Annotated in this window: 20 protein-coding genes; 4 read left to right on the forward strand and 16 right to left on the reverse strand. The window is 58.4% G+C overall.

Going from position 1 to position 21344, the window contains the following annotated elements; all coding sequences use genetic code 11:
• Positions 1-35 precede the first annotated feature (35 nt).
• Positions 36-2177 carry a methylmalonyl-CoA mutase gene (gene scpA, locus QE408_RS03045; protein WP_306928431.1) on the forward strand — a complete coding sequence of 714 codons (2142 nt, stop codon included), beginning with the start codon at positions 36-38 and terminating at the stop codon, positions 2175-2177.
• Between the two features lie 134 nt (positions 2178-2311).
• Here scpA and QE408_RS03050 read toward each other — a convergent pair whose 3' ends face one another.
• From QE408_RS03050 to QE408_RS03070, 5 genes are all read right to left on the reverse strand, one after another.
• Positions 2312-3160, reverse strand: a complete 849-nt coding sequence (locus QE408_RS03050; RefSeq protein WP_306928432.1) for a DUF4167 domain-containing protein — start codon at positions 3158-3160, stop codon at positions 2312-2314.
• 385 nt (positions 3161-3545) lie between these two features.
• On the reverse strand, positions 3546-4409 hold the full coding sequence (gene prmC, locus QE408_RS03055; protein WP_306928433.1) for a peptide chain release factor N(5)-glutamine methyltransferase: 864 nt from the start codon (positions 4407-4409) through the stop codon (positions 3546-3548).
• The gene (prfA, locus tag QE408_RS03060) at positions 4406-5485 is read right to left on the reverse strand and encodes a peptide chain release factor 1 (RefSeq protein WP_306928435.1); all 1080 of its coding nucleotides are present in this window, start codon (positions 5483-5485) and stop codon (positions 4406-4408) included. Before prfA ends, prmC begins: the two co-directional genes overlap by 4 nt.
• A gap of 31 nt (positions 5486-5516) precedes the next feature.
• On the reverse strand, positions 5517-7784 hold the full coding sequence (gene ptsP, locus QE408_RS03065; RefSeq protein ID WP_306928438.1) for a phosphoenolpyruvate--protein phosphotransferase: 2268 nt from the start codon (positions 7782-7784) through the stop codon (positions 5517-5519).
• Positions 7785-7948: 164 nt separating this feature from the next.
• Complete coding sequence (locus QE408_RS03070) at positions 7949-9229, reverse strand: aspartate kinase (RefSeq protein ID WP_062423988.1); 1281 nt, start codon at positions 9227-9229, stop codon at positions 7949-7951.
• 342 nt (positions 9230-9571) lie between these two features.
• On the opposite strand from QE408_RS03070, the gene QE408_RS03075 reads away from it, so the two are divergent.
• The gene (locus QE408_RS03075) at positions 9572-11416 is read left to right on the forward strand and encodes a DEAD/DEAH box helicase (protein WP_306928442.1); all 1845 of its coding nucleotides are present in this window, start codon (positions 9572-9574) and stop codon (positions 11414-11416) included.
• A gap of 134 nt (positions 11417-11550) precedes the next feature.
• Here QE408_RS03075 and QE408_RS03080 read toward each other — a convergent pair whose 3' ends face one another.
• Positions 11551-12327: an SH3 domain-containing protein gene (locus QE408_RS03080; protein ID WP_306928444.1), complete on the reverse strand. Its 777-nt coding sequence runs from the start codon at positions 12325-12327 to the stop codon at positions 11551-11553.
• A gap of 215 nt (positions 12328-12542) precedes the next feature.
• Between QE408_RS03080 and ubiG the strand changes: the two genes are divergently transcribed.
• Positions 12543-13289 (forward strand): bifunctional 2-polyprenyl-6-hydroxyphenol methylase/3-demethylubiquinol 3-O-methyltransferase UbiG, encoded by a 747-nt coding sequence (ubiG, locus tag QE408_RS03085; RefSeq protein WP_306928446.1) that lies wholly within the window; start codon positions 12543-12545, stop codon positions 13287-13289.
• A 149-nt stretch (positions 13290-13438) separates the two neighbouring features.
• Here the strand turns inward: ubiG and QE408_RS03090 are convergent, their stop codons facing one another.
• The 4 genes from QE408_RS03090 to QE408_RS03105 are packed head-to-tail and all read right to left on the reverse strand — an operon-like array spanning position 13439 to position 15818.
• Positions 13439-13867, reverse strand: coding sequence for a DUF1178 family protein (locus QE408_RS03090; protein ID WP_306928448.1), 429 nt, complete (start codon positions 13865-13867; stop codon positions 13439-13441).
• Positions 13864-14724 carry a carbon-nitrogen hydrolase family protein gene (locus tag QE408_RS03095; RefSeq protein ID WP_306928450.1) on the reverse strand — a complete coding sequence of 287 codons (861 nt, stop codon included), beginning with the start codon at positions 14722-14724 and terminating at the stop codon, positions 13864-13866. Before QE408_RS03095 ends, QE408_RS03090 begins: the two co-directional genes overlap by 4 nt.
• A gap of 37 nt (positions 14725-14761) precedes the next feature.
• Positions 14762-15016 carry a glutaredoxin 3 gene (gene grxC / locus QE408_RS03100; protein WP_062423982.1) on the reverse strand — a complete coding sequence of 85 codons (255 nt, stop codon included), beginning with the start codon at positions 15014-15016 and terminating at the stop codon, positions 14762-14764.
• 43 nt (positions 15017-15059) lie between these two features.
• Positions 15060-15818 carry a ComF family protein gene (locus QE408_RS03105; protein ID WP_306930172.1) on the reverse strand — a complete coding sequence of 253 codons (759 nt, stop codon included), beginning with the start codon at positions 15816-15818 and terminating at the stop codon, positions 15060-15062.
• An 81-nt stretch (positions 15819-15899) separates the two neighbouring features.
• Here QE408_RS03105 and QE408_RS03110 point away from each other — a divergent pair, with 81 nt between their 5' ends.
• A complete protein-coding gene (locus tag QE408_RS03110) occupies positions 15900-16772 on the forward strand; it encodes a methyltransferase domain-containing protein (protein WP_306928453.1) in 873 nt (290 codons plus the stop codon).
• 35 nt (positions 16773-16807) lie between these two features.
• Here the strand turns inward: QE408_RS03110 and QE408_RS03115 are convergent, their stop codons facing one another.
• The 6 genes from QE408_RS03115 to QE408_RS03140 all read right to left on the reverse strand — a co-directional run bounded on the left by QE408_RS03115 (position 16808) and on the right by QE408_RS03140 (position 21124).
• Positions 16808-17005, reverse strand: coding sequence for a Flp family type IVb pilin (locus QE408_RS03115; RefSeq protein ID WP_306928454.1), 198 nt, complete (start codon positions 17003-17005; stop codon positions 16808-16810).
• Positions 17006-17276: 271 nt separating this feature from the next.
• Positions 17277-17594, reverse strand: a complete 318-nt coding sequence (locus QE408_RS03120; protein WP_306928455.1) for a hypothetical protein — start codon at positions 17592-17594, stop codon at positions 17277-17279.
• Between the two features lie 142 nt (positions 17595-17736).
• Complete coding sequence (gene mutT / locus QE408_RS03125; protein ID WP_306928457.1) at positions 17737-18150, reverse strand: 8-oxo-dGTP diphosphatase MutT; 414 nt, start codon at positions 18148-18150, stop codon at positions 17737-17739.
• The gene (locus QE408_RS03130; protein ID WP_306928458.1) at positions 18150-18920 is read right to left on the reverse strand and encodes a GNAT family N-acetyltransferase; all 771 of its coding nucleotides are present in this window, start codon (positions 18918-18920) and stop codon (positions 18150-18152) included. The genes mutT and QE408_RS03130 overlap by 1 nt, the downstream gene beginning before the upstream one ends.
• Positions 18921-18938: 18 nt before the next feature.
• Positions 18939-20180 carry a bifunctional glutamate N-acetyltransferase/amino-acid acetyltransferase ArgJ gene (gene argJ, locus QE408_RS03135; RefSeq protein WP_306928460.1) on the reverse strand — a complete coding sequence of 414 codons (1242 nt, stop codon included), beginning with the start codon at positions 20178-20180 and terminating at the stop codon, positions 18939-18941.
• A gap of 80 nt (positions 20181-20260) precedes the next feature.
• On the reverse strand, positions 20261-21124 hold the full coding sequence (locus QE408_RS03140; RefSeq protein ID WP_306928462.1) for a peptidylprolyl isomerase: 864 nt from the start codon (positions 21122-21124) through the stop codon (positions 20261-20263).
• Positions 21125-21344: the final 220 nt, after the last annotated feature.

Consider the following 21344-nt stretch of genomic DNA (forward strand, 5'->3'; position numbering starts at 1 on the left):
GCTATCTCAAGACGAAACGCAACAGGGAGACAGGCATGTCGGAGGAAAAGTCGGTGATGGATTGGGAGAAACTGGCCGAGAAAGAACTCAAGCGGTCTCCCGACACATTGACCTGGCAGACGCCCGAGGGAATTGCCGTCAAGCCGCTCTACACTGCACAGGACCTAGAGAATGTCTCGCATCTCGATAGCCTGCCGGGCTTAAAGCCCTTCGTCCGTGGCCCACGGGCGACGATGTATGCAGGCCGCCCCTGGACGATCCGCCAATATGCCGGATTCTCGACCGCTGAAGAATCCAACGCCTTCTACAAGCGTAATCTGGCCGCAGGTCAAAAAGGCCTGTCTGTCGCCTTCGATCTTGCCACCCATCGCGGCTATGACAGCGACCACGAGCGCGTGGTCGGCGATGTCGGCAAAGCGGGTGTGGCGATCGATTCCGTCGAGGACATGAAGATCCTGTTTGACGGTATTCCACTGAAAGAAATGTCGGTTTCCATGACAATGAATGGCGCGGTGATCCCGATCCTCGCCTCCTTCATCGTCGCGGGTGAAGAACAGGGATGCGCACGCTCCGAGCTTTCCGGCACCATTCAGAACGACATTCTCAAAGAATTCATGGTGCGCAACACCTATATCTACCCGCCGGAACCCTCGATGCGGATCATTGCCGACATCATCGAATATACGGCGCGTGAAATGCCACGCTTCAATTCCATCTCGATTTCCGGCTACCACATGCAGGAAGCGGGTGCGACACTCGTTCAGGAGCTCGCCTTCACGCTGGCCGATGGCCGCGAATATGTGCGTGCGGCTTTGAAGAAGGGGCTCAATGTCGACGACTTTGCCGGTCGCCTCTCATTCTTCTTCGCCATTGGCATGAACTTCTTCATGGAAGCGGCGAAGCTTCGCGCCGCACGTCTTCTCTGGTCGCGGATCATGGAGGAGTTCTACCCGCAAAAGGCATCGTCGATGATGCTGCGCACCCACTGCCAGACCTCCGGCGTATCCCTTCAGGAACAGGATCCGTTCAATAACGTCATCCGCACGGCCTATGAGGCGCTATCTGCCGTGCTAGGCGGCACGCAATCGCTTCACACCAATGCACTCGATGAGGCAATGGCGCTGCCGACCGATTTTTCCGCCCGCATTGCCCGCAACACCCAGCTCATTCTCCAGCACGAAACTGGCATTACCAAGGTGGTGGACCCGCTGGCAGGCTCTTATTATGTCGAAAGCCTGACGAACGAACTTGCAGAAAAGGCCTGGGCGTTGATCGAAGAGGTGGAGCAACTGGGCGGCATGACCAAGGCCGTCGATGAGGGCTTGCCGAAGCGGCTGATCGAAGAGGCTGCAACAAAACGCCAGGCTGCCGTCGATCGCGGCGAAGAGATCATCGTCGGCGTCAACAAGTTCCGGCTGGAAAATGAGGAGCCGCTCGACATTCTGGATATCGACAACTCCGCCGTGCGGGCCTCGCAGATCAAGCGTCTGGAGACCGTGCGACGCCAGCGCAACCCGGCTAATGTCGAGAAAACATTGGCGACGCTTTCGGAGGTTGCGCGCACGGGACAAGGCAATCTGCTCGAAGCGGCTGTTGAAGCTGCGCGTGCGAGAGCCACCGTCGGAGAGATGTCAGACGCCATGCGCGCCGTCTTTGGAGACCATGCCGCTGTGCCGGAAGTCGTCCACGACGTTTACGGTGCAGCCTATGAAGACGATCCCGAATTCGCCACCCTGCGCAACCGCATCGATGAACTAACGAGCACCGTCGGTGGCAAGCCGCGCATGATGGTCGCCAAGCTCGGCCAGGATGGGCACGACCGCGGCGCTAAAATCATCGCATCAGCCTTTGGCGACATCGGCTTCGACGTCATTGCGGGACCGCTCTTCCAGACGCCGGAAGAGGCAGCCGATCTTGCCGTGGAGAACAAGGTGCATGTGGTCGGCATGTCGTCGCTCGCTGCCGGCCACAAGACGCTTGCGCCGCAGCTTGTCGATGCGCTCAAGGCCAAGGGAGCGGAGAATATCATCGTCATTGTCGGCGGCGTTATCCCGCGTCAGGACTATGAGTTCCTGCTCGATCACGGCGTCGCTGCCGTCTTCGGCCCTGGAACAAATGTGCTCGAAGCAGCACGCGCCGTCATTGACCTGATGCAGGGCCGATTGCGGAATGCGTGACCGCGGTACATCGGCCCGAGATCAAACCAAGTGTCGGGCCGATGGGTGGATTGCAGGGACGCTCTCAGTATCTCAACAAAAAAGCGATGGATTTTCACCCATCGCTTTTCTTTTATCGCTGTGAAAGAACTGCCTTACTCGGCAGCTTTCTCCAATTCGGAAGGCTGCTCGCCTTCTGCCTCTTCGGCGCCTGCCGTGCGGCGAGGGCGGCGAGGACGCGGGCTGGTGCTGCGCGTGCGGCGCGGTGCGCGCTCGCTTGCACCGGCTTCTGCCTGGGCTTCCTCTTCGACGGCCACTTCCTTCGGCGTGCCTTCGATCACCGGCTGCGGTGCCGAGCTTGCATCATAAACCGGAGCGACGGGGACCGGCGCTGCGTCGACAGTCTCTGCACTTTCTTCGGCCTGCGCTTCGCGCGGCTGACGATCAGGGCGATTTGGGCGGTCACGGCGATCGCGACGCTCGCCACGCTCCGGACGATCTTGCCGTTCCTGACGTTCGGGCCGTTCCTGACGCTCAGGCCGCTCTTGGCGTTCCTGACGTTCGGGCTGATCCTGACGATGAGAGCGTTGTTCGTTCTGATCATGCGCGATCGGCAGCACAACAACGACGTCGTCATTGTCATTGCCATCCATATCGTCGCCATCACGGTCGTTGCCGTATTCACCACGATCGTCGCGCTGGAAGCGTTCCTGCATCTGCGCTTGAGCGGATGCGATGATGCGGTTGTAATGTTCAGCGTGCTGCAGGTAATTTTCCGCCATGACGCGATCGCCGGAGCTTTGAGCATCACGGGCGAGTGCTGCGTATTTTTCCGCAATATGCTGGGCAGTGCCGCGGATCTTCACATCGGGGCCGGAACTGTCATAGGTTCTGGTCAGCGGATTTCCACCCTTACGGTTGAAATTGTTGTTGTTTCCGCCGCCATTATTATTGTTGTTGTTATTACGCCCCCGGCCGCGCTTGTTTTGCTGTCCTGGCCTCATCAATTGCTCACCTGAATTCTGTTGTGCTGACAATTCTCATTTTTCGATGCGATCCGGATAAGGAACCAGTCCTCCCTTGAACCGCGACCACTACGCGCCCTGCTCTCAAAAGAGACAAGACTTCGCGTTTGCCGACCCGATGCGCATATGCTGCATCTAGCCGCTTGCGAACAAAGTTTCCTGAATCACATGCCGGAAATGCCCAGCCTTTCAGAGTTCTCCAAGAGAACCCGCTTCGGGACTGATCCAAACCCTGACGAATCTTATTTCGCCCTCAGCCACCCGGCATGTGGCCGCAAACTAGCCCGCTTCCTGCGGAAATCCAAGCCTTTTCTTTTGCTTTGCAAAATATCCTTGAACAAAACACCCGCAGCTGTTTTTTGACCTACCTGCGGAATATCAATACGCGATCGTTGCCGCCATAGTCTTTGACGCGGTCGACGCAATCATATCCCTCAGATGCAAATATGGTCGCTACATCTGCCATTTGATCGTAGCCTATTTCGACCCCGACCACTCCACCACTTTCGAGAAAATCCACTGCTTTTTCAGCTATGACTCTGTAGGGGAAGAGGCCATCCGCACCGCCATCCAGGGCGATCAAGGGATCGAAGTCGCGAACTTCGCGATCCAATGTATCGATGACGTCTGTTCTAATATAAGGCGGATTTGACAAGATTATGTCGAAGTGCCCGGAAATATGGTCGTACCAGTCACTCTCGACCGTTTGAAAACGCTCCTGAAGTCCAAATCTTTCCGCGTTGCGCCAAGCCGTTGCCAGGGCATCCGCCGACACATCACTGCCGACGCCCGTCGCTTCAGGAACGGAATGCAGCAGCGACAGGCAGATCGCGCCAGTGCCAATCCCCATATCCAGGATACGCGCCTTGCCCTTTTGCGCAACGATGGCCCGCAGATGTGGCAACACGGCCTCCACCAGCGCCTCCGTATCCGGCCTCGGCTCCAGTGTTCCCGGTGACATGAGAAAGTCCAGACCGTAGAATTCGCGGTGTCCCAGGATGCGGTGGACAGGCTCTCCCTTTTCCCGCCGCGCGATCAGCCCTTCGATCCGCTTTGCTTCATCTGGGTGAACCAGTCGCGATCCATTCAGAACGAAGTCGGTGAGCGAAAAGCCGATCACGTCGCCGATCAACAGCCGCGCATCCGTCGATGGATCGGCAATGCCCGCAACAGCCAGGCGCCGCTTTGCATCAGCCACAAGAGCTTGAACGGTCGTCTCGACGCTCACTGCTGCTCGCCAAGCTGCGCCAACTGACCCGCCTGATAATCGGCAATCAACGCATCGACCAACTCATCGATATCGCCTTCCATAATGCGATCGAGCTTGTAGAGCGTCAGGTTGATGCGGTGATCGGTGACGCGACCCTGTGGGAAATTATAGGTGCGGATACGCTCGGATCGATCTCCAGAACCCACCTGGCTCTTGCGATCAGCGGAACGTTCGCTGTCGGCCTTCTGCCGCTCGATGTCGTAAAGTCTGGAGCGCAAAACCTGCATCGCCTTCGCACGATTCTGGTGCTGCGACTTCTCCGAGGATGTCACGATCAGACCGGTCGGCAAATGGGTGATGCGGACGGCGGAGTCGGTGGTGTTGACGTGCTGGCCGCCGGCACCGGATGCGCGCATCGTATCGATGCGGATATCTTCCGGGCGGATTTCGATGTCGATGTCCTCGGCTTCCGGCAAGACGGCAACGGTGGCGGCAGAGGTGTGGATGCGCCCGCCAGCTTCCGTTTCCGGGACCCGCTGGACGCGGTGAACGCCGGACTCGAATTTCAGCTTGGAGAACACACCGCGGCCACTGATCGTCGCAATGATTTCCTTGAAGCCCCCCGCTTCGCCTTCGCTAGATGAGAGCACCTCCACCTTCCAGCCCTTGCCGCTGGCAAAGCGCTCATACATGCGGAAGAGATCGCCAGCGAAGAGTGCTGCTTCGGAGCCGCCGGTCCCCGCGCGGATTTCAAGGATCGCGCTCTTTTCGTCCGCTGCATCCTTCGGCAGAAGAAGGATCTGCATGTCCTTCTCCAGCGCCTCGATGCGCTCGGAAAGCTCCGGCAGTTCTGCCTCGGCCAGTTCACGCATGTCGCGATCCATCGTCTTGTCGGACAGGATCGCTTCCAGATCGGCAGCCTCGGCCGTCGCCTTCTCATATTCGCGAATGGTTTTCACCACCGGCTGGAGTTCCGAATATTCGGAGGCCAGCTTGACATAGACATCCGCGGCCGGGCCTGCAGACATACGCGCTTCGATCTCGCCGAAGCGGCGTTCAAGCTCACGCATTTTCTCGACGGGAAGCTTCGCCACCTGTCACATACTCCACTTTTTATTTCGTAGCTTAGATAGGGATTGAATGCGTTGCAGCAAACCGCACCAGCAAATCACGCGTACTTTCCAATGATTTGCTGTCATCCAGCGCAGCATTCAATTCTTCCGCCAGCAGACCCGCGTCGACCCCGAGCAGCATGGCTTTCACCGGACCGATGGCCGTCGGCGACATCGAAATCGATCGGAAACCGAGCCCGATCAACGCCATAGCCGACAATGGCTTGCTTGCCATTTCGCCGCAGAGCGTCACCGGCGTGTTGTTGCGTTCGCCTGCCCGAATGATGTCACGCAAGATACGCAGGAACGGTTTGCCCAGAGTGTCGAAGCGATCCGAGACACGGGCATTGCCACGATCCACCGCCATCGAGAACTGGAACAGATCATTCGATCCGACCGAGACGAAGTCCACTTCCGACATCAACTCGTCAAGCTGCCACATCAGCGACGGCACTTCCAGCATCACACCGAATTGCAGCTTGCGCGGCAGCGCATGGCTGAACTTCGAAAGATGCTGAACTTCCTTCTGCATCAGCTCGCGAACAGCATGAATTTCCGAGACTTCCGTTACCATCGGCAACATCATCTTCAGCTCAGCGCCGGACGCCGCACGCAGAAGCGCCCGCATCTGGGTGCGCAGCAGACCTGGACGGTCGAGCGACAGACGAATGGCGCGCCAGCCGAGCGCCGGGTTTTCTTCTTCCTGTCCACGCATATAGGAGACGACCTTATCGCCGCCGATATCGAGCGTGCGGAAGGTTACGGGCTTGCCCTTGGCCTGGCGCAGGACGCTCCGGTAGAAGGCCTCCTGCTCCTCGCCCTTCGGCATGTTCGATGCGATCATGAACTGCAGTTCGGTGCGGAAGAGACCAATACCGTCCGCGCCGGACTCTTCCAACTGCGGAAGATCGACCAGCAGGCCGGCATTCATCTTCAGGCTGACCTTCTGGCCATCCTTCGTGATCGGCTCAACGTCACGCAGCGCACGGAACTGTTCCTGGCGGCGGGCACGGAGGCGAACCTTCTCTTCATAGGCGCGCTGCAGGTCGGTGACGGGCCGCAAATGCACCTTGCCGTCGTCGCCGTCGATGATGATCGGGTCGTTGTTTTCGGCCAGCGCCACGATACCTGTCGCCTGACCGATGACCGGAATGCCCATGGCACGCGCAACGATCACCACGTGGCTCGTGACCGCGCCGTCTTCCAGCACCAGACCGCGCAGCTTCTCACGCGGATAATCCAAAAGCTCGGCAGCGCCCATGGCGCGCGCCAGCACGATGGCATCGACCGGAAATTCGTGTTCGGGACCCCTGCCCCCAAAGCCCATCAACTGGCGCAGTAGGCGGTTGGCCAGATCGTCGAAATCATGCATCCGCTCGCGCAGATAGGGATCGGTCAGGCGCATCATGCGCGCCTTGGTGTCGCTCTGCACCTTCTCGACCGCGGCTTCTGCCGTCAGACCGTTGCGGATCGCCTCTTCCATACGGCGAACCCAGCCCTGGTCATGGGCAAACATGCGGTAGGTTTCCAGCACCTCGCGATGCTCGCCTTCGGTGGCGACATCACGGCGCTGCAACATGTCGTCGATCGAAATGCGCAGCGAGCCGATGGCTTCGGCAAGGCGGCGGATTTCGGTATCGGCGTCTTCGTTCAGAAGGTTGGTCACGACGATGCGTGGATCGTGAAGGACAACGTGGCCGAGACCGATGCCTTCACCGTAGGCGTCGCCATCGATGGAGACGGCTCTGGTCAGGTCCAATTCCACGCCGGGGCGGGTAATTTTCTTCAATTCGCCGCTCGCCACGATTTCCGCAATAAGCATTGCGGTTGTCTCAAGCGCTTCAACTTCATCCTCCCGGTATGTTCGGCTGGTCTTGTTCTGAACGACAAGAACGCCAAGAGTGCGACCGGATCTCAAAATCGGCACACCGAGGAAGGAATGATAAATTTCTTCACCCGTTTCAGGGAGATAGCGGAAAGCGGGATGCGCCTGGGCATCGGAAAGATTGAGCGGCTGAGCGGAAGCGGCGATAGTACCGACAAGACCCTGCCCCATTTTCAACTGGGCAAGATGCACCGCATCCTTGTTCAGGCCTTCGGTGGCATAAAGTTCGAGAATGCTGTCGGAGCGAAGCACGTAAACGGAACACACTTCGGCAACCATGTTGCTGGCAATCTGCCGGACAATCTGGTCGAGGCGCTCCTGCGGCTCAAGATGCTCCGCCATCATTTCGCGAAGCCGCCTGAGAAGGACACGCGGACCTGCGGAAAGGTCTCTCATCGCGCATGCTCCCGAATGCCGATCGTGCAAACCCTTGCGGCCCGCACGAAAGGCTCAATCAAATCTAAGGCGTACCGCCCCCGGCTCTCAAGCCGAAAGCGACACTTTCATCAGAACACCGTTCTTCGGAAAAGAATCGAATAACGTGTACTGACGTTCAAGAATCAACTTTTATCCAGACCGTAAGCAGAATGCAAAGTGCGAACTGCAAGTTCGGCATAGGCGCCGTCGATCAGGATCGAAATCTTGATTTCCGAGGTGGTGATCGCCTTGATGTTGATGTTCTTTTCAGCCAGCGCCTTGAACGCGCTTGCCGCAACACCTGCGTGGCTGCGCATGCCGATGCCGATGACCGACACCTTGGCGAGGCCGGTTTCGTTCTGCACCACGTCAAAGCCGATCTGTGCCTTGTTGTCTTCCAGAACCTTCAGCGCCTTGGGAGCGTCGCCGGAGGGAACCGTAAAGGTCATATCGGTGCGCGAACCGTCTTCGGAAATGTTCTGCACGATCATATCGACATTGATATGTGCTTCAGCGAGCGGGCCGAAGATAGCGGCCGAAACGCCGGGGCGATCCGAGAGGCGACGCAGCGAGATTTGCGCTTCATCCTTGGCATAGGCGATGCCGGTTACGACTTCCTGTTCCACGATTTCATCCTCGTCACAAATCAAAGTACCGGGCGGATTGATAAGGTCACCCATGCCCGGCGCATCGGGATCTTCAAAACTGGAGCGCACGAAGGTCCGAACCTTATGCACCATGGCAAGCTCGACCGAACGGACCTGCAGAACCTTGGCACCGAGCGACGCCATTTCGAGCATTTCCTCGAATGCCACCTTCTTCAGGCGGCGAGCCTTCGGCTCGATGCGCGGGTCGGTCGTGTAGACGCCGTCCACATCGGTATAGATGTCGCAGCGATCGGCCTTGACGCCAGCAGCAATGGCAACGGCGGACGTATCGGAACCGCCACGTCCAAGGGTCGCAATGCGATTGTCCGGGCCGAGACCCTGGAAACCGGCGATCACAGCCACCTGACCCTCGCCCATGCGGCGAATGATATCGGAACCGTCAATATCGAGAATACGCGCAGCGCCATGGGCGTTGTCGGTGCGGATCGGGATCTGCCAGCCCTGCCAGGAGCGGGCGTTCACACCCATGGACTGGAGCGCGATCGCCAGAAGACCCGATGTGACCTGCTCGCCCGACGCGACGACGGCATCATATTCACGCGCGTCGTAAAAAGATGCGGAGCCACTGGCACCAGCGACTTTCGGCGTGTTCTGCACCCAATCGACCAGTTCATTGGTTTTTCCGGACATGGCCGAAACCACCACGGCCACTTCATGGCCGGCATCCACTTCACGTTTCACATGCCGTGCGACATTGTGAATACGTTCGAGGTTCGCGACGGATGTACCGCCGAATTTCATGACAATGCGAGCCATAGCCTAGACCAGTACCATCCCACTGCGCCGCGAGAGCGGCAGATAAGCACACATCCCGTTTCCCCCGGAGACCGGGCTGTCAGGTTGCGGGTCTCTTAGCGAAAAGGATAAGGCCATGCAATGCCGTTTGTGAACCATGCGGTACGGTTGTGGACGCGTGCCCTCGCCGCGCTCCAGGCAAGCCTTCGCGCCAAAATCAGTAAGCGTACCGCCCCGCACTGTACAAATGCGGGCAATCACAGTAAAAGCGCGCCACACGAATTGGCCATAGTGGCCTTAACGGCCTGTGTGGCGTCGTCCGTTTGGGACAAATGCAGGCATCCATATTCCGAAAGACGGTAGATGACAGACACTCAGGGTATCGCCCCTGCGATTGCGCAGGCGTTGGAAAAGCGCGGCTATAAAGACTTGACCCCGGTTCAGCAGTCCATGCTTGACCCAGAACTTGCCGACAAGGACGCGCTGGTCTCAGCGCAGACCGGTTCGGGCAAGACGGTTGCTTTCGGCATTGCGCTGGCGCGAACCCTTCTGACAAATGGCGACCGTTTCGGCGCAGCCGCTGCTCCGCTCGCTCTCGCCATCGCGCCCACCCGCGAGCTTGCCATGCAGGTGAAACGCGAGCTTGAATGGCTCTACGAATTTGCCGGTGTCTCGATTGCTTCCTGCGTCGGTGGCATGGATATCCGCAACGAACGGCGCGCGCTGGAACGCGGCTCCCACATCGTCGTCGGTACGCCTGGCCGTATATGCGACCATATCAAGCGGGGCGCACTCGACCTGTCGTCGCTGCGTGCCGTGGTGCTCGACGAAGCAGACGAGATGCTCGATCTCGGATTCCGCGAGGATCTGGAATTCATTCTGGAGGAATCCCCGGAAGATCGCCGGACGCTGATGTTCTCCGCTACCGTTCCGCGCAGCATCGCAAAGCTTGCTGAGAGCTACCAGAAGAACGCTGTGCGCATCGCCTCTGCGTCCGAACAGAAGCAGCACGTCGATATCGAATACCGCGCGATGATGGTTGCGCCATCGGATCGTGAACACGCCATCATCAACGCGTTGCGTTTCTATGAGGCGCGCAACGCCATCGTCTTCTGCTCGACACGTGCTGCCGTCAACCACCTGACAGCGCGCCTCAACAATCGTGGTTTCTCTGTCGTCGCCCTTTCCGGCGAGCTATCGCAGAACGAGCGCACGCACGCGCTTCAGGCTATGCGTGACGGCCGCGCCCGCGTTTGCGTGGCCACCGACGTGGCTGCTCGCGGTATCGACCTCCCTGGCCTCGAACTCGTGATCCACGCCGACCTGCCGACCAATTCCGAAACGCTTCTTCACCGCTCGGGCCGCACGGGCCGTGCTGGACAGAAGGGTGTCAGCGCGATCGTCGTTCCCATCAACCAGCGCCGCAAGGCCGAGCGTCTCCTCGAAGGCGCGAAGGTCAGCCCCGCCTGGGTTCATCCGCCTTCTGCCGACGAGATCGTCGAACGCGATGGTGCCCGCCTTCTGGCAGATCCATCGCTGAACGAAGCCGTTACCGATGACGAACGCGATTTCGTCACCAAGCTTCTGGAGCAACATGGCGCTGAAAAGGTCGCTGCGGCCTTCGTGCGCATGTACCACTCCGGTCGCTCTGCGCCTGAAGACATTGCAGAAGTTGCGCTGGATGGCCGCAAACCGCGTCGCGACAGCTTCGAAACTGTCGAGAACAACGCGCCGCGCCGTGAACGCTCTGACTTCGCCGATAGCGCCTGGTTCACCCTGTCGGTCGGGCGCAAGCAGAATGCCGAACCCCGCTGGCTGATCCCCATGCTCTGCCGTTTCGGCAAGCTGACGCGCCAGGATATCGGCGCGATCCGCATGCAGCAGACGGAAACCTATGTGGAGCTGGCAGCAGATGCCGTCGACCGCTTTGAGTCCGCTCTCGGCAAGGACATGACGCTTGAAAAGGGCATCCGGGTCAAGGCCATGGAAGGCAAGCCCGACATGACGGGCAAGAGCCGCGAAGACACCCGCCCGCCAAAGGCCCAAAAGAAATTCGTGGGCAAGAGTGATTTCGGCGGTGAGCGCCGTGGCGATGACAAGCCCTGGAAGAAAAAGGCCAATGCCGCAGGCGACCGGCCCGGAAAGTTCGAAGGCAAAAAGGATAAACCCTTCGAAAAGCGCGGGCCTAAGAAAAAAGACCACGCATAAGAAGAGCCCGGCTACAGCGCCGGGCCAAAAATCCGAACCGATTTTCGGACAGCACAATGCGTAGGCTTAAATAAAAATAGACCGCTGTGCGTCCAAAAGGACGCACAGCGGTCTCACCGGCTTGCTTTTTAGTTTTAACGACCTTCGCAGTTGCGATCGCCTGGGCGGCACCACATGCCACCCTGATTGGACGGCTCCTGTTGCTGCTCCTGCCAGCGCCGTTGGCGCTCGCCATCGTTCCAGTTGCGATTGCGTTCACCATCTCGGTCACGGTCGCGCTCCCAACGGGGGCGGTCCCTGTCGCGCTCACGCTCTCTGTCTCGCTCCATCCGTTGCTGCTCGCGCTCGCGACGGTCACGGTCGGCCTGATCCCAGTTGCCGTAACGCTCTTCCCAGCGCCCATCATTTGGGCCGGGACCACGCCGGTCGCGCCACTCTTCCCGCGGCGGACGGGGGCGATCGCGATCGGCCCATGGCGGTGGTGCGTTCCAGTAGCCACCTGCCGGTGGCGGGCGGCGCCAACGGTCGCGCTCGCGATAGAAGTCGCGGTCGCGATAATAGCGGTCCCAATAGCGGCCCACCTCGAAGGTGATGATCGGAACGCCGAGGTCGCGATAGTAGCGCGGCTCGACATAGACACGGTTCTGACGGTAGAGCGCCTGGATATATCGACCGGCCACCCAGCCTCGTCCGTAGCTGAACGAAACGTCACACCATGGCGTGTCGGAGAGGCAACCGTGGATGGTCAGCGGTGCTCCGTTCGGAATCACCACGACCGCAGGATAGGCAGTACTCGGGCCGGAGCGCATATTGACATTGGCGGTGGCAAATCCGCGCGTTGCCGCCTCAGCGAGCGCTGGCGCGGCCATGAGCGCCAGAAGCGCAATCGCACCAAATAGTTTCTTCTTCACTTTTTTCTCCTCAAGCAAAGGCCTGGCCACCGATCTCGGCAATCAGTATGGGAAAAATACGCTCCACTTGCTGAACGCAGCATGAAACGAAAACTCCGCTAAAACAGTTCCTTGCGTCGATGGACCGCGGCCGAATACATCGTCCATGAAGCCCCGACCCTTGACTTCACCACCCAATCATCCGACTTCAGGCTAGAAGCATTCAGGAGAACACCATGAGCGAGACCGCGAAAACGACGATCGACCAGAGCGAAGTGGATCGTTTCTCTGCCATGGCTGCAGAGTGGTGGAGCCCAACCGGGAAATTCCGCCCGCTGCACAAATTCAACCCTGTCCGGCTCGAATATATTCGCAACCGCGTGTGTGAAAACTTCGGGCGCGACCCGAAGGCACATCGCCCGCTGGAAGGCCTTCGCTTTCTAGACATCGGCTGCGGCGGTGGTCTCTTGTCAGAGCCGATGGCGCGCATGGGCGCCGAGGTGGTTGGCGCCGATCCATCCGAAAAGAATATCGGCATTGCGTCCACCCACGCACGCGAGAGCGGCGTTCAGGTCGATTATCGCGCTGTCACTGCCGAACAGTTGCAGGCAGCGGGCGAAACCTTCGCCGTAATCCTCAACATGGAAGTGGTCGAGCACGTTGCCGACGTAAACCTCTTCCTGACCACCTGCGCGCAGATGGTCCGCCCCGGCGGACTGATGTTTGCCGCAACGATCAACAGAACGCTGAAGGCCCGTGCGCTTGCCATTTTCGCCGCCGAAAATGTCTTGAAGTGGCTTCCCCGCGGAACGCATCAATATGAAAAGCTCGTTCGCCCGGACGAGCTGGAACGTCCTTTGACCGCCAACGGTCTGGATATCATCCACCGCACGGGGGTTTTCTATAATGTCCTGCAGGACAGGTGGAACCTGTCTCCCGACATGGATGTCAACTATATGATGCTGGCGAAGCGACCCGCGTAACCTACGGCCTCTCAGGCTGTTCAGAATTCCGGTTGGCCTGCCGAAAATGGTGATTTCGAGAACCGGAGCGCAGCGTACTTAATATGTATGCACCGGGAGCATGGAAATCGCCATTGGCATGCTCCCGACGGCGATTACTCGGCATACTATCAATTCACGTCGTCAGGAAGAACGGGAAGAGGTGCAACCTCAATCCCCTCTTCAAGCAGTGCTCTGGCGTCCTCAAGCGACGCTTGACCGATAATGCCGCGCTCTTCTACTTCGCCATAATGGATCTTGCGCGCCTCTTCGGCAAACTTGTCGCCAACATCCTCGGCATTAGCGCGAATTGCGGCAACCGCTTCCTTGATCTTCGTCAGAACTTCCTTCTGCGCCGTATCCATGGCGAGTGTGCGCATGGCGTCCTTCTTCCGTCCCGTCGAGACGGAAGGCGCCATCAATGTCTTGCTGATGGCTTGCGAATTGCAAACCGGACAGCTGATGAGCCCGCGTTCGACTTGGCTGTCGAAATCGGCGCTGCCCGAGAACCATCCCTCGAAGGCATGCGCATGTTCACAGGTCAGCGAGTAGCGTATCAAGCAAGTGCACTCCGGGAAGCCGCACTGGAGGCCACGGTATCGAGTTGAAAATCACGCGCGTTCTTCAGATTCGGAATCTTGCCCCGAACGGCAGAGACCTGTGCGGGATCAATATCGGCAACGATGATCTCTTCGCCAACACCTCCGGCAGCCGCCAGAACCTTGCCCCATGGATCGATGATCATGGAATGCCCGAAGGTCTCACGGCCATCCTCATGCTGGCCGCCTTGCGCCGCGGCAATGACAAAGGCACCATTCTCGATCGCGCGGGCACGCAGAAGAATTTCCCAATGCGCTTCGCCCGTCTGCTTGGTGAAGGCCGCGGGAACCGTCAGGACCTGCGCGCCAGCGACGGCTTCAGCCCGGAAGAGCGAGGGGAAACGCACATCGTAGCAGATGGCAAAGCCGAAGGTCGCCAGAGGCAATTCCGCGATGCGTGCCGCTTCACCCGGCTGGTAGGTAGCGCTTTCACGCCAGCTTTCGCCATTGTCGAGATCGACATCGAACATGTGAATCTTGTCATAGGTGCAGATGCGGTCGCCGTCCGGTGCGAAGAGAAAACCACGATTGGCGATCTTGCCGTCGGGGCGCGCAATTGCGGTCGAGCCGACATGCACATAGACCCCGAGTTCCCGCGCAAGCTTCGCCGCGGTTGCAACGATGATGTCGCAAGTCTCGTCTTTCAGAACGGCCTGAAGTGCGGCACGGTCGCGCTGCAAAGCGCCCGTCATCTCCGGCGTCTGCACATAGACGGCGCCTTGCGCGACCGCCTCGCGGATAAGCCTTTCCATCGCTTCGGCGTTTCGCTTGGGATCGGTTCCCGAGCACATCTGGATTGCGGCGGCCTTGAAACTCATGTCTCTCTTCCCAATGTCCATTTCAAATGATCTGCCGTTATGCAGCAAGAAGCGGATCGAGCTTTCCGTCCCGATCAAGCGCATGAAGATCGTCGCAGCCACCGACATGCTGCTCACCGATAAAGATTTGCGGAAAGGTGTTGCGACCGGACTTGTCCATCATCTCCTGACGATACTGCGGGTTTTCCGTCGCATTATATTCGGTGAAGTTCACATTCTTGCTTTGCAGCAGCGCCTTGGCGCGGGCGCAATAGCCGCAGAAATCGCGCGTATAGATCGTAACGGATGCCATATATCTGAACCTCTAAATCTGCGTGGACCACGAAGTTGGCATGTCATATAGGCCCGGATATGGCCATTGCAAAGGTCAAAACAGTGACTTCCGCCGCGCCTGATTTTTTGAGCCGCTTCGCGGCCGCCGAGACTGTCGCGCCAGTGGTGTAGACATCATCCACAAGCACCACGCGCTTGCCAAAAATCTCGCCCTCCCGCGCGGGCGAAAGCGCAAAGGCACCTTGGACATTTTTCCTCCGCGCAACGGCCGAGAGGCCGACCTGACGGCTGGTCGACTTCACCCTGATCAGAGTTGCCGGAAGGAAAGGCTTGTTGGCAATCTCCGCGAGATGGCGCGCGAGCTCGGCGGACTGATTGAAACGGCGCGAGAAAAACCGCCAGCGATGAAGCGGAACAGGAATGATGCAATCGCATTCGCTAAGCGGTGCGCCGCCTGCACGCGCCATCCATAACGCCATCAGGCCCGCGAGATCCGTGCGGTCCTGATACTTTAATTGGTGGACCAACTTGCGGGCTGGCCCGTCGTAAATTGTCGCGGATCTGAGGCGATCGAAGCTCGGTGGATTGGATATCGCTTCAGCGCTGACCATCCCTTCACCGTGGTCATAGACAAATGGAATGCCCAAAACCTCGCAATAGGGCCGCTCGATGAATTTTATCTCTGGCCAGCATTGAACACAGAATGCCCCGGCGCCACCTGTAGCGCAACCACAGCCGGCACAGGCCGGCGGGTAGATCAGGTTACTGACACCTCTAAGCAACCAATGCAGAGGCTGCACGACAATCTGCCTTGAAACCATCGCCTTCCCCTTGCGCCCCTTCGCTTGACAATAGGGGGAAAGGGGTGCCTTTGCGACAGCAAAGTTATGACAGGTTCGCCAATGGACATTCTCTTCGACCCCGATCTCATCAAACGGCATCGCGAGCGCGCATGGCAGCTCGGAGATCGCCAGGCTCATTTTCTGCTGGATATAGCGGCAGACGAAATTGCCGACCGGATTGCCATTGTCGAGCGGCATTTCGATGCAGCAATCGAGCTTCACGGCGCAACGGGCGTTACCGCTCGTCGGGTCATGGAGACAGGTAAGGTGGGCTCGATGACCCGCATCGAGACCAGTGAGGATTTTCTTGGCCGTGAGGCGAAGGCGAAGGTCGCATCCCTTGAAGATTTAGCGCTAGATCCTGCATCCGCCAATCTCGTTATCTCGCCATTGTCTTTGCATTTGACCAATGACACACCGGGAACGCTGATCCAGATCCGCAAGGCACTCAAGCCGGATGGCCTGTTTCTGGCCGCCCTTCCCGGCAGCGGCACGCTGCAGGAACTTCGCGACGTTCTTCTGGCGACAGAGGTGGAACTGCTTGGCGGCGCAAGCCCACGCGTCATCCCCTTTGCCGATGTGCGCGATATCGGTGCGCTCTTGCAGCGCGCCGGATTTGCCTTGCCGGTCACGGATACGGAAACCTATACGGTGCGCTACGATTCCATCTTCCCTTTGATGCGCGACCTGCGCGCCATGGGAATGGCAAACCCGCTTAAGGGCCGCAGCCGCATTCCGCTTACCCGCCGCTTCTTCATGCGTGCAGCGGAGCTTTACGCGGAACGGTACAGCGATCCGGACGGTCGGATCAGGGCGACCTTCTCCATCATCTACATGTCCGGCTGGGCACCGCATGAGAGCCAGCAGAAGCCGCTGAAACCAGGTTCGGCCAATGTCAGGCTTGCGGATGCGCTAAAGGCAAAAAGCTCCTGAGAACGGGCTTCTCCGTACGTAAAACAGACTGGCCGTCAGGATGACATGGCGCTGTTCAGCGCGTTGACAACCGCGGTGAAGACACCCAGAAGACCGTCGCGCACATTTGTCAGCCCGAGGATCAAGGCGCCGCCAATGATGCCGATCAGAAGACCATATTCCACTGCGGTCGCGCCGCGCTTGTCGGCTGCAAAATTCCGAAAGTAACGCCAGATATTATGTTTCCCGTACAAATCGCAAATCCCTGCCGGACAGACGCAATATAATCGCCTCGAAATCAACATGCGTCCAAGGATGCGCCGAGGAGATGTCGATTTCGTTACCGCGTCCGTAGCATTTCTACGAGACGTTGCGAACGACATGAAACGATGTGAAATTACGGAAGAGACGGTTAAATCGTCTCACGCATCTGGCAGATCATGAGACGCCCTGTCTTCAGTCGCATCTGCGCATCGCGCTTTGCGATATCGGTTCCGCGTTCAGGGCTGATGCTCTGACGGCTTCTCAGCAGTCGCGACCGCTGGAATATCCATCGACAATGCAGACGGAGCCCGGCATCGGCTGCGTGATGCTGCGGCGAATGCTGTAAGTAGATGGCTGATCGCCGCGCTTGATCGAACCGGTGCTGATCATATCGATATTGTCCGGCACCTGTGCAAAGCGGGCCGGTGAGGTCTTGCCAGCCAGCATCGGTGTTACGATCAGCGAAAGCGCAATGGCCACCATACCAAACAGAAGAGCAACGTTCAAAACGCCGATCCGGCGTGACTTGGCGGAATAAGACTGGCGGTCTTCAACGGTCTTCCAGAAATCCTCATTCATACTCGGCCTCGCTACGCGCCATTTACCAAATCTTCAGCACTGCAATTTGCCAGAGCTTGCTAAACGATCGGTTAACGGCGTGCCGTTTCAGGACGCGCAGGCCTGTTGAAAAGAACCGATTTTCGTTCTTATCACAGGAATTTTAGAGGAGGTCCTGAAGATAAGGAATGAGAGGCTCGTCGGCGGGCGGCATAGGGTAATCGCGCAAAGCCTGTGGCCTGACCCATTTAACGGTCTGCCCTTCCCGGCCATGCGGTATGCCTTCATAGCGACGGCAGACATACAGCGGCATTAAGAGATGAAATGTCTCGTAGGTGTGGCTGGCAAAGGTGAGCGGTGCGAGGCATGCAATCTTGGTGGTAATGCCCAGCTCTTCGTTCAGTTCACGCACCAATGTCTCTTCAGGCGTTTCGCCCTGCTCCACCTTGCCGCCGGGAAACTCCCAGAGCCCAGCAAGCGACTTGCCCTCAGGTCTCTGGGCCAAAAGTATCCGCCCATCCTGATCCACGAGGGCACAGGCCGCAACCAGCAGGATCTTCTTGAGCGGCTCATCCATCACGGGTCGTCCTTGCCCCAATAGCGATAGGTATAGGCCTCTTCGAAACCGAACGTCTCATAAAGAGCGAGCGCCGGCACATTGGTCGAGACGACCTGCAGCCACGCGGTCTTTGCGCCGCTGATCCGAGCCCAACGCAGTGCAGAGGTCAGAATTTCACGGCCCACGCCTTTGCGGCGCGCTGCACTCGCCACTTCGAGCGACAGAAGACCTGCGAGATCATTGTCCTGAACGCAGATAACGGTGGCGTGTGGATCACCCTCCACCTCTTCCTTGATGAAGAGGCCGAGATTGGGCTTGATCGAACTGACGATCTCGGCAATCGGCGAGCGGAGGGATGGGTCTTCATTCCCCACCTTGAGACTCGCTTCAACGAACCGGCCGATGTCATGAGTGGGAAGATGAGCCATCGTCTCCGGTAATTCGGCATGGACGAGGTCAGCCGTCATCACCTTCACCTCTTCGAAAACAGTCCAGCCATTGTCGTAGAGATGAGCCCTCAATTCTGAAGGCATAAGCGTTGTTTCGCGAATGATCAGCGGTCTGCCGAAATCCTCGAATCGTCTGCGCGCCTTTTCAAGCCGCACACCGCAATTGCCGTAATCGGAAGGGTCCAGGGGCACGACGCAGTTGATGCGCTTGGATGGATGCGAGCCCGTCAGCCGGATCTGCCAACTGCCGTCATAGATGACCGATGAAGCCGGCCAAGCACGAAAGCTCACCGCCTCCAGACGGCGAACGAGCGGCAAATTGACGGCACTGCTATGCATAGGTTTGGCCTCCACCGTTTAGCTCCGGTAGTCGCCGTTGATTTCGACATATTCCTTGGTGAGATCGCAAGTCCAAACTGTTGCCTTGCCATTGCCGAGCCCGATATCCACCTTCACCGGAATATCCTGCTGCTTCATCACCGCACTGGCCTCCGCTTCGGAATAGGCCGGGTCGCGTTCACCATTGACGGCAACGCGCACATGTCCAAACGAGATGGCGAGCCGATCACGATCGGCAAGCTCGCCGGATTTACCGACGGCCATGACGATGCGGCCCCAATTGGCGTCTTCTCCGGCAACTGCGGTTTTCACCAGCGGAGAGTTGGCGATGGAAAGCGCGATCTTCTTGGCGGCAGCATCGCTTTCAGCGCCAGTGACCGTGACCTCCACCATCTTGCGCGCACCTTCGCCGTCACGCACGACCTGAAGAGCGAGATCTTTCAGAAGATCGTTGAGGGCAGCGCGAAAGCCTTCGAGCTTCGCGTCATCGGCATTTTCAATACGCGCCTGACCTTCGGCTGCGGCAGCGCCGGTGGCAAACAGCATCAGGGTGTCAGACGTTGATGTATCGCTGTCGACCGTCACGGAGTTGAAGGTCGGGCCGACGCCTGCGGAAAGAAGCGCCTGCAAGGCAAGCGACGCAATGTCCGCGTCAGTGACGACATAAGAAAGCATGGTCGCCATATCGGGTGCAATCATGCCAGCGCCCTTGGCGATACCATTGATCGTGACCTTGACGCCGCCGATCTCGGCGGTGCGGGTTGCGACTTTCGGATAGGTGTCCGTGGTCATAATGGCCTTTGCGGCCTCGAACCAGAAATCACCCTTGGCATCCGTATTCATCTGATCGAGAACGCCGGCAAATTTCGAGGCATCGAGCGGCTCGCCGATCACACCGGTGGACGCCAGGAAGACTTCTCGTTCGCTGCATCCGACAGCAGCTGCGGCGGATTTGCCCGTGAGGTCGGTCGCGGCCTTGCCTTTTTGTCCGGTGAAGGCGTTTGCGTTTCCGGAATTGACCACGACGGCTCGCGCAATGCCGCCCGGAAGGTTGGCTCGGCAATAGTCGACGGGCGCGGACGGACAACGGGACTTGGTGAACACACCCGCAACGGTGGCCGGTTCGTCAAACACCATCAAGAGAACGTCGGTTCGGTTCTTGTACTTGATGCCAGCGGCAGCCGTCGCCATGCGCACACCGCGGATGACGGGCATCTCAGGATAGGATTTTGGAGCAAGGGGGGAGACGGCAGCGGACATGGAAATCGACCTGCGTTGAGAAGATAAGCTGAAAGTGAGAAAAGGGCGGCTCAGCGCCGCCCTTATTATGTGTGAGGCACTTACTGCTGCGGCTGAGCGTCTTGTGCCTTATTGACTTCGTCATATTCCTTGCGGAGCGTCTCGTCCTTGATATCGATCTTCTGTTCGGCCTTAGCCTTCTTGATGAGATCCATATACTTGTCGCGCATGACAAGCTGGCGAACCTGCGGCTCGACCTGATCGAACGCTGGCGGTGGCGAAATACGCTTGTCTTCGACCTTGATCACATGGAAGCCGAACTGCGATTTGACCGGCTCCTTGGTGTAGGTGCCCTTCTCCAGCTTGAAGGCGGCTTCCTCGAATTCCGGAACCATGCGGCCCTTGCCAAACCAGCCGAGATCGCCGCCGTCGTCCTTGTTGGAGTCGGTCGACTTTTCCTTTGCCAATTCGGCAAAATCCTTGCCGGCATCGAGCTGCTTGATCACGTCCTTGGCTTCTTCTTCCGTCGCAACCAGAATGTGGGCAGCCTTGACTTCTTCTTCCTTCGGAAGTGCGGCGACTTCCTTGTCGTAACGGGCCTTCACCTCGGCGTCGGTGATGGCGTCAGCCACGTGCTTGCGGAAATAGGCGTTGTGCAATTCGCGGTCGGAGATGAAGTTCAGGCGCTTCTTGAAGTCGTCGGTCTTGTCAAGACCTTCGGCAGTCGCGCCCTCAACCAGCAGCTTCACTTCGATCGCGCTGGAAAGAGCGGCAACCTTCTTCTGCTCATCTGGAAGCTGGGCCAGCTGGGAGTCGAGATTGCTCATGGCCAGATCGAGTTCCGACTGACGAATCTCGAGATCGCCAACCGTGGCCACCACGGCGTCTTCCGCTGCGAAAGCAGGGAAGTGAAGACCAAGACCGGCCACGATCACGGCAGCGGCGATTCTATTGTAGCGCAACATATTGAACCTTTCGGAGACAAAGCCGGCTCCAGACGTGGTTTTCCGGCTGAAAAAACTTCCAAACACCGGAATGTGGCCATTCTGTAACGGGCAGAACCGTTGACATCATTTGCCCCCCCTCTTATCTGTCACGCAATCTCGCGTCCAGATGCGTTTCGGGGTGTCGTCCGTCATTTGTGCGTTATTGCCGATGACGCATAAAGCGCCCGACGAAACGAAA

The sequence above is a fragment of the Agrobacterium larrymoorei genome (assembly GCF_030819275.1).
Lineage (GTDB): Bacteria > Pseudomonadota > Alphaproteobacteria > Rhizobiales > Rhizobiaceae > Agrobacterium > Agrobacterium larrymoorei_B.